The organism is Geminocystis sp. GBBB08, assembly GCF_016743215.1.
GTDB lineage: Bacteria > Cyanobacteriota > Cyanobacteriia > Cyanobacteriales > Cyanobacteriaceae > Geminocystis.
On record NZ_VRZC01000162.1, the window covers coordinates 1 to 8,608 of the forward strand.

The 8,608-nt window shown below is 34.0% G+C and carries 8 protein-coding genes; 7 read left to right on the forward strand and 1 reads right to left on the reverse strand.

From position 1 onward, the window contains the following. Nucleotides 1-720: aldehyde dehydrogenase family protein (locus FWJ34_RS16020; RefSeq protein ID WP_308256348.1), on the forward strand; the 720-nt coding region annotated here is incomplete at its 5' end. A gap of 85 nt (nucleotides 721-805) precedes the next feature. Here FWJ34_RS16020 and FWJ34_RS16025 read toward each other — a convergent pair. Further along, entirely contained in the window at nucleotides 806-1,369 is a 564-nt protein-coding gene (locus FWJ34_RS16025; protein WP_308256349.1) for a Uma2 family endonuclease, read from the reverse strand. A gap of 477 nt (nucleotides 1,370-1,846) precedes the next feature. Here FWJ34_RS16025 and bchL point away from each other — a divergent pair, with 477 nt between their 5' ends. The 6 genes from bchL to FWJ34_RS16055 form a co-directional block, all read left to right on the forward strand. After that, complete coding sequence (bchL, locus tag FWJ34_RS16030) at nucleotides 1,847-2,719, forward strand: ferredoxin:protochlorophyllide reductase (ATP-dependent) iron-sulfur ATP-binding protein (protein WP_308256350.1); 873 nt, start codon at nucleotides 1,847-1,849, stop codon at nucleotides 2,717-2,719. A gap of 47 nt (nucleotides 2,720-2,766) precedes the next feature. Further along, entirely contained in the window at nucleotides 2,767-2,964 is a 198-nt protein-coding gene (locus tag FWJ34_RS16035; RefSeq protein WP_308256351.1) for a hypothetical protein, read from the forward strand. A gap of 149 nt (nucleotides 2,965-3,113) precedes the next feature. Next, nucleotides 3,114-4,526 (forward strand): ferredoxin:protochlorophyllide reductase (ATP-dependent) subunit N, encoded by a 1,413-nt coding sequence (locus FWJ34_RS16040; protein ID WP_308256352.1) that lies wholly within the window; start codon nucleotides 3,114-3,116, stop codon nucleotides 4,524-4,526. A gap of 319 nt (nucleotides 4,527-4,845) precedes the next feature. Then, complete coding sequence (locus FWJ34_RS16045; protein ID WP_308256353.1) at nucleotides 4,846-6,168, forward strand: proton extrusion protein PcxA; 1,323 nt, start codon at nucleotides 4,846-4,848, stop codon at nucleotides 6,166-6,168. An 82-nt stretch (nucleotides 6,169-6,250) separates the two neighbouring features. Then, on the forward strand, nucleotides 6,251-8,050 hold the full coding sequence (gene proS / locus FWJ34_RS16050; protein WP_308256354.1) for a proline--tRNA ligase: 1,800 nt from the start codon (nucleotides 6,251-6,253) through the stop codon (nucleotides 8,048-8,050). Between the two features lie 75 nt (nucleotides 8,051-8,125). Continuing rightward, the coding region (locus tag FWJ34_RS16055) for a late competence development ComFB family protein (RefSeq protein ID WP_308256355.1) at nucleotides 8,126-8,608 on the forward strand (483 nt) is incomplete at its 3' end.

The window sequence follows — 8,608 nt, forward strand, 5'->3', positions numbered from 1 at the left end:
CTGATCGACGGGGAAGAAGTAAAGAAATCCGTGTTAGAATTAGGTGGTAGTGATCCTTTTATGGTTTTAGATGATGCCAATATAGAAGAAGCAGTGGAAGTAGCCGTTACTGCTAGAATGTTAAATAATGGTCAATCTTGTATCGCTGCCAAAAGATTCATCTTAGTTGATTCCATAGCCGATAAGTTCCAACAATTATTATTGGAAAAATATCAAAATCTCACCATTGGAGATCCTCTTAACCCTAATACCGATATAGGCCCTTTGGCAACCCCTGCCATTCTTAATGATATTGCGAATCAAGTTGATAAAACTGTAGCAATGGGTGCAAAATTATTAATTGGCGGAAAAGCTTTAAATGGTGAAGGTAATTTTTATCCCCCCACTATTTTGACGGATATTCCAATTAATTCTCCAGGGATGAGTGAAGAATTTTTTGGACCTGTGGCATTATTATTTAGAGTTAGTAATCTTGAAGAGGCGATCGATTTAGCTAATAGTACGATATTTGGTTTAGGGGCATCAATTTGGACAAATAATCAGCAAAACATCACAACAGCCGTAAGAGACATAGAATCAGGCTCAATATTTATCAATGGATTAGTCAAATCTGATCCTCGTTTACCTTTTGGCGGTATCAAACAATCAGGTTATGGTAGAGAATTAAGTGTAGAAGGAATGCACGAATTTGTGAATATTAAAACTGTTTGGGAAAAATAATTATGGTTTGCTCTTGGAAGTTATCTTAATATAATGCACCTGTGATTTTTCAACAACAAGATTAAGTACTAAAAAATCAATTTAGCTAAAACTTTAACCATGAAAAAATATCTCCGTTAGTTAATTTTAAATCTTTGATAAAATCAGGCACTGGTAATAAATCTGATTCATTCTCGAAAAATGCTACTTGTTGAGGATAATAAGCAAAAATAGTTTTTTCATAAGGATCAATTATCCATGCTAACAGACAACCAGACTCAAGACAACGTAATATTTTTTTGATAATTTTACTTTGATTTTGCTCTGGTGAAAGAATTTCAATCACCCAGTCAGGTGTCATGGAAACCACATTAGCAATATCTCCATTTTCTTCTTTGGGGATGTGATCATAGGTTAATACTACAATATCAGGAACGATAGATTTACCGCCAAAAGTACATCTCAATTCAGGAAAAGGTAAACCAATTTTTGATTCTTCAAGAATATCGTTAATGACTTTGGTTAACTTTCCTTGTATTCTGCTATGTTTTGCTTGAGGCATAGGTTTTTGGTTAATTTGATTATCAATATATTCTTGTGCTGGTTTAGTTTCAGGAAGTTGTAAAAATTCTTCTAAAGTTATTTGTTTTTGAGGGATTAATGTAACCATAAAATTTCGCGTCTATTTTGTTTATAAATCTTAACTATTTTTCCGATAATCGAGCATTTATTTAAGTATTTATACTTATTATTTTTTTCTAAATTAAATATCTTAGCAATTATTAACAATTCTTTTTTTTAGAGGTTTTTTAGAGGTTTTTTACCGAATTTACTGAGAATAATTACTTAGTAGCCATCGCCATTTATAAAGCTGAAAAGGTATATTTTACTGGAAATGGAAGAATTATATCAATATTTTGTGATATTTTTTTGTTTTTATAAATAAAAAAAGTAATTAAACAAACAAAATTTTAAAATTAAAGATAATCAGCTATAAAAATTAATTAAAGTTAATTAACTAATTTTTGCTAATAAAAACTCAAAATTGCTTCAATTTACTACCCAAATTAAAAAATACACCCCTTTTCATTTCGGAAAATTTAGTCAATAATGCAATCAGTGAAAATCAATGAAGGAATAATCAAAAATGACTTTAACATTAGCAGTTTATGGAAAAGGCGGTATTGGCAAATCAACCACCAGTTGCAACATTTCTACAGCGTTGGCAAAAAGAGGTAAAAAAGTATTACAGATTGGGTGTGATCCAAAACATGATAGTACTTTCACCCTTACAGGCTTTTTGATTCCCACTATTATTGACACATTGCAGGAAAAAGATTTCCACTACGAAGATATTTGGGCAGAAGATGTTATTTATAAAGGTTACGCAGGTGTTGACTGTGTAGAGGCAGGTGGGCCTCCTGCCGGGGCTGGTTGTGGTGGCTATGTAGTAGGAGAAACCGTTAAATTATTAAAGGAGTTAAACGCCTTTGATGAGTATGACGTGATTTTATTTGATGTATTGGGTGACGTGGTATGCGGTGGATTTGCCGCACCTCTCAACTATGCTGATTATTGTTTAATTGTTACAGATAACGGTTTTGATGCCTTATTTGCCGCTAATCGCATCGCTGCATCGGTGAGAGAAAAAGCGCGCACCCATCCCCTGAAGTTAGCAGGTTTAATTGGTAATCGCACCTCAAAACGGGATTTAATCGATAAATATGTTTCCCATGTGGCAATGCCGGTATTAGAAGTATTACCCCTCATTGAAGACATCCGAGTATCGAGAGTTAAGGGTAAAACCTTGTTTGAAATGGCAGAAAAAGATCCTAGTTTAGATTATGTTTGTCAATATTACCTTAATATCGCTGATCAGATTTTAGCATTACCCGAAGGAGTTGTGCCTAGTGAAGCCCTTGATCGAGAGTTGTTTGGTTTACTTTCAGATTACTACTTAAATCCTCCAGCGGATGCACCGAAACAGGAGAAAGACGAATTAGAGTTAATGATGGTGTAAATCAATGAACAATTAACAGTGAACAATTATTTTTATTTTTTTAGTGTATGGATATTGTGGAAGAATTTGAAGAATTAAAACCTATTTTACAAGAAAAATGGTTAGATGTTTATTCACAAAATAAAAGTGTAATTTTAAAGTATTTTACAACATCAAGCTATATTAAACATGAGTCAATTTTAGGAATTTTAATAAGTCTTGAACCAAAACTGTCACTAGCTATAAATAATTATATAGATGAATAAAATATTTAAAGGTTTTGACTTAAATGGTTAATTATCTTAAAAAACCTTAAACCTTGATCGATTTCTTTAAAAATCACCTTTGCGTCTTTGCGCCTTTGCGAGACACTTCTAAAGAACAATAAAAAAATAATTAATAGGAGTAAAAAACCATGACATTAGCTCAAGAAAAACCACCAACCCCCGAATTAAATTTTGAATGCGAAACTGGCAATTATCATACATTTTGCCCCATTAGTTGCGTAGCTTGGTTATACCAAAAAATAGAAGATAGTTTCTTCTTAGTAATTGGCACAAAAACCTGTGGTTACTTCCTACAAAACGCTATGGGAGTTATGATTTTCGCCGAACCTCGTTACGCTATGGCTGAATTAGAAGAAGCTGATATTTCCGCTCAACTTAACGACTATAACGAGTTAAAACGCCTTTGTGATCAAATTAAGCGCGATCGCAACCCTAGCGTAATTGTTTGGATTGGTACTTGTACCACAGAAATTATTAAGATGGATTTGGAAGGTATTGCACCCAAGTTAGAAGCTGAGTTAGGTATTCCCATCGTTGTCGCTCGTGCTAATGGGTTAGATTATGCTTTCACTCAAGGAGAAGATACAGTTTTAGCTTCTATGGCGAATCGTTGCCCGAAGGAATCGGAAGTAAAACAGGAAGCGGAGAAAACTGAGCGTAATGCGATTCAAAAATTGCTCAATTTTGGAAAAAAAGCGGAAGATAGCAACCATAATGAAGAATATCATAAACATCCACCGTTAGTGTTATTCGGTTCATTACCTGATCCTGTTGTCACCAATTTAACTTTAGAATTGAAGAAACAAGGGGTAAAAATCGATGGTTGGCTTCCTGCGAAACGTTATACAGAGTTACCCGTTATCGATGAGGGTTACTATGTTGCTGGGGTAAATCCTTTCTTAAGTCGCACTGCTACTACTTTAATGCGTCGTCGTAAGTGTAAATTAATTGGTGCACCTTTCCCTATTGGGCCTGATGGTACACGGGCATGGATTGAGAAAATTTGTTCTGTAGTGGGTGTTGAACCTCAAGGGTTAGCGGAACGAGAAGCTCAAATATGGGAAAATTTACAGGATTATGTTGATTTAATCAAGGGTAAGTCGGTTTTCTTTATGGGCGACAATTTACTCGAAATTTCTCTGGCTCGTTTCCTCATTCGGTGTGGTATGACGGTTGATGAAATTGGTATTCCATACATGGATAAACGTTATCAAAAAGCTGAGTTAGATTTTCTCGCTCAAACTTGTCAAGAAATGGGTGTAAGTGTCCCTACGATTGTGGAAAAACCTGATAACTATAATCAATTGCAGAGAATAAAAGAAATTAAGCCAGATTTGGTAATAACAGGTATGGCTCACGCTAATCCGTTAGAAGCGAGAGGAATTAACACAAAATGGTCTGTTGAGTTTACTTTTGCCCAAATTCATGGTTTTACTAACGCTCGTGATATTCTGGAATTGGTAACACGTCCGTTACGCCGTAATAATAACCTTAAGGATTTAGGTTGGAGTAAGTTGGTTAAAGAAGAAGCCAAAATTTAAAAACTAGGGAATCAACGGAGTTTGTTCATGAGGAAATTTTTAAGTAATAAGTAAGTAAGCTAAATTAATTGATGCCCTTTATTTTTCTCAAACCTATGATAACAAGGGGTAACAAGGGGTAACAAGGGGTAACAAGGGGTTTAAACCCCGTGCCGTGCCGTGCCGTGCCGTGCCTCGCCTTGCCTATATACAATTAATTTTGCCTAGTTAAGTAAAGTAGGGGTTGAAGAATCTTTAACCCGTACAAAGTTATTGTTTATTGTTTTTTGATTATTGAGATAAAATATTGGTTTAATCATGTTATTTGAGTGAGTATTCCATGTTGAATCGTATTCTTCGCTCTACTAAGCGCTGGATTGGTAATAGTTCTCAAAATGCTTTAGAAGAGGCATATCAACGAGCATTGGCAATAAAACAAATTGAAGAAGAACATTTTGCCGGTAAGAAAATTAAGCCGCAAAATTGTGATTATGGTGATCAAGTTTTTGCTTATTTTGAGGGAGAATTACGATCTCATTTACGAGTTATTAATCTCAAAATTAATCAATTTAAAACCAGTAAATCAATACATAACTTTTTTGAAAATAACCATAAACAGGGATATAATTCAACAGAAGATAACTATACAGAAGAATTAGTTTTAGATAGATTAAATTTCATTGATAATATTGTTAATAAATATAATAATTATGAGACATCCATCAATGTTGTTCAAATAAAAGAATCAAATATTAATAACAATGGACAAGCATTAGCTTTAAATAAAAGTAATTTATCATCTTCACAATCAATAAATAATTCATCTAATAATACTCCTTCTAGTAAAGAAAAAATTTCAGGTCAAACTAGCGTTTTGCCTCGTTCTTTTATGCGAACTTTAGATAGAATTAGACAAGAAATAGATCCTCAGGAGGCTCAAACAGAAAGAGATGTTGTTAATAAATTTAGGAAATCAAGATATAAAACTACCATATCGGTTAAATTTTTATTACTACTAATTATTGTACCTTTATTAGTGCATAATATCGCAAAAATAACTCTAGGAAAAGCTTTTGTTGATCCTTATTTTGTCAATCATGAACAAATAGTATTTATTAATCAAGATTTACAAGAAGAAGCATTAATGGAATTAAAGACTTTTGAAGAAAGCCTAAGTCTTAAAACTATGATTGGTTTAATACCTCATTTATCCCCCGAAGAAAAAGAAGAAAAAATAAAAATTAAAGCGGAAGAATTAGCAGAAGATTATCGTCATAGAAGTGCTAATGCTATTAAAAATATTGTCGCTGATATTTTCTCTTTTATTTCTTTCGGATTAATTCTTTTTTATAGTAAATCAGAGTTAAGTATTTTAAAATCTTTTATTGATGAAACAGTTTATGGTTTAAGTGATTCGGCAAAGGCTTTTTTAATTATTCTTTTTACAGATATATTTGTTGGTTTCCACTCTCCTCATGGCTGGGAAATTATTTTAGAAAGCATTACTCGTCATTTTGGTTTACCAGAAAATCGAGAGTTTAATTTCCTTTTCATTGCGACTTTTCCCGTTATTTTAGATACCGTTTTAAAATACTGGATTTTCCGTTATCTCAATCGTATTTCTCCTTCAGCCGTTGCTACTTATAAGAATATGAATGAATAGTAAATAGTTATCAAGTTTTTTGATCAGTAGTGCCACATCTGATGTACGATTAAGGATCGCCCGTTTATGTGAAAATTAGATTATGCGCTTATCTCAAATGTTATTGGTAACTTTGCGTGAAGATCCCGCAGAGGCAGAAATTAAAAGTCATCAGTTATTATTACGAGCAGGTTATATTCGCAGAATTGGCAGTGGTGTTTATGCTTACCTTCCTTTGATGTGGCGTGTTTTACAAAAAGTTTCCCAGATTGTACGAGAAGAAATGAACGCAACGGGAGCGCAAGAATGTTTATTACCCCAAATTCAACCTGCTGAATTATGGCAAGAATCAGGACGTTGGGAGACTTATACCAAAGCTGAAGGTATTATGTTTTCTTTAGTAGATCGTCAAGAACGAGAATTAGGTTTAGGGCCTACCCATGAGGAAGTTATCACGGCGATCGCCAAAGATATGATCAAATCTTATCGTCAGTTACCAACACATTTATATCAAATTCAAACAAAATTTCGGGATGAAATTCGTCCTCGTTTCGGATTGATGCGTGGTAGAGAGTTTATTATGAAAGATGGTTATTCTTTTCATACTAACCTTGAGAGCTTAAAAGAAACTTATCAAGATATGGATCAAGCCTATCGTAATATTTTAAACCGTTGTGGTTTGAGTTTTCGAGCGGTGGAAGCAGATTCGGGGGCGATAGGTGGTTCTGGGTCTCAGGAATTTATGATCTTAGCAGACGCAGGAGAAGATGATATTGTTTATACTGATGACGGTAAATATGCCGCCAATGTGGAAAAAGCGGTTTCTTTACCTGCTGATGTGGTTTCATCTCCTTTTAATAGTTATGAAAAAAAAGCTACTCCTAACACAGAAACCATCGCTAAAATAACAAAGTTTTTAGAATGTTCAGCTACTAATATTGTAAAAAATGTTTTATATCAAGCTATCTATGATTCAGGAAAAACAGTATTAATTTTAGTACATATTAGAGGGGATCAAGATGTTAATGAAGTTAAATTACAAAATGAGTTAGTAAAATTAGCTCCTCATTATCAAGCTAAAACAATTCTTAGTTTAACTATTCCTGATCCTCATGTTCAACAAAAATGGGCAACAAAACCTTTACCATTGGGCTATATTTCCCCTAATTTAAGTGATGATTATATCGCCAAATCCGAGCAAGTGGAAGGTACTTTTTTAAGAATGGCAGATAAAACCGTTGTGGAGTTAGAAAATTTCGTCACTGGAAGCGATGAGTCTGGTTATCATGTAATTGGTGCTAATTGGGGCAACGAGTTTACATTACCTGAGTTAATTGTTGATATTCGTAAGGCTCAAGTAGGAGATCGTGCGATTCATGATCCTCATCAAATCCTACAAACAGCCAGAGGTATTGAAGTAGGGCATATTTTCCAATTAGGGACAAAATATTCTGAAGCAATGAGGGCTACTTATACGGCGGAAGACGGCACAGAAAAGCCTTTTGTGATGGGATGTTATGGTATTGGGGTATCACGTTTAGCACAAGCGGCAGTAGAACAATCCTACGATAAAGATGGTATTATTTGGTCAAATGCCATCGCACCTTATCATGTAATGGTAATTATACCAAATATCACCGATGAAACTCAAGTAAAAGTTGCTGAAAAACTTTATCAAGAATTGAATCAAGCCGGAGTAGAAGCCGTATTAGATGATCGAGACGAACGGGCGGGGGTAAAATTTAAAGATGCTGATTTAATCGGTATTCCCTATCGTATAGTAACTGGGAGATCTTTAAAAGAGGGTAAAGTAGAATTAGTGACAAGAGCAACAAAAGAATCTCAAGATATAGCTATCGAAGAAGTTGTCCAAAATTTGTCAAAGAAACTAAAAAATAATTGATAATAAGTAGTAAAAAGTTAACAGAAAAGATAAACTTATTCCAATACGGTTGTTCATTGTCAAGATAAAATTGCTATGCCTCCAGAAAAAAAACCCTATAAAAATGTAATGGAAATTCTCGTAGATGAAGAAATCCAGTATCAACTAATCAATAATAAAGCCTTAGCTAATATTCGTGATTCCTTGAATCTAGTGGAAGTGGCTACTTTTGCCCTAAATCGTTTGCCTAGTTTTTATGCTTCATCAAGAGAAGGCATTGAGAAACAAAAAGCCAGAGGGGTTGTACAATTAAAGGGACAAATTAGACAAGCAGTAGTACAAGGAATTGCGGCTGTCACCAGAGATCCTCTTAGAAAATCTACTCCTTTGCCTAAAGAAAAAACCGATGCAATTTTAGATGCAAAAAGGACTTTAACGAAGTTAAATGATACTTTACCAAAAGAAGAATTAGCAGCCATTGTTGACTTTATGGAGTCTTTCTTAGAAAAAATAAAAAATCAACAAATTACTGAGCAAGAAGTGATCAAATTATATTACTTATTAGACTTTTACTGGGAG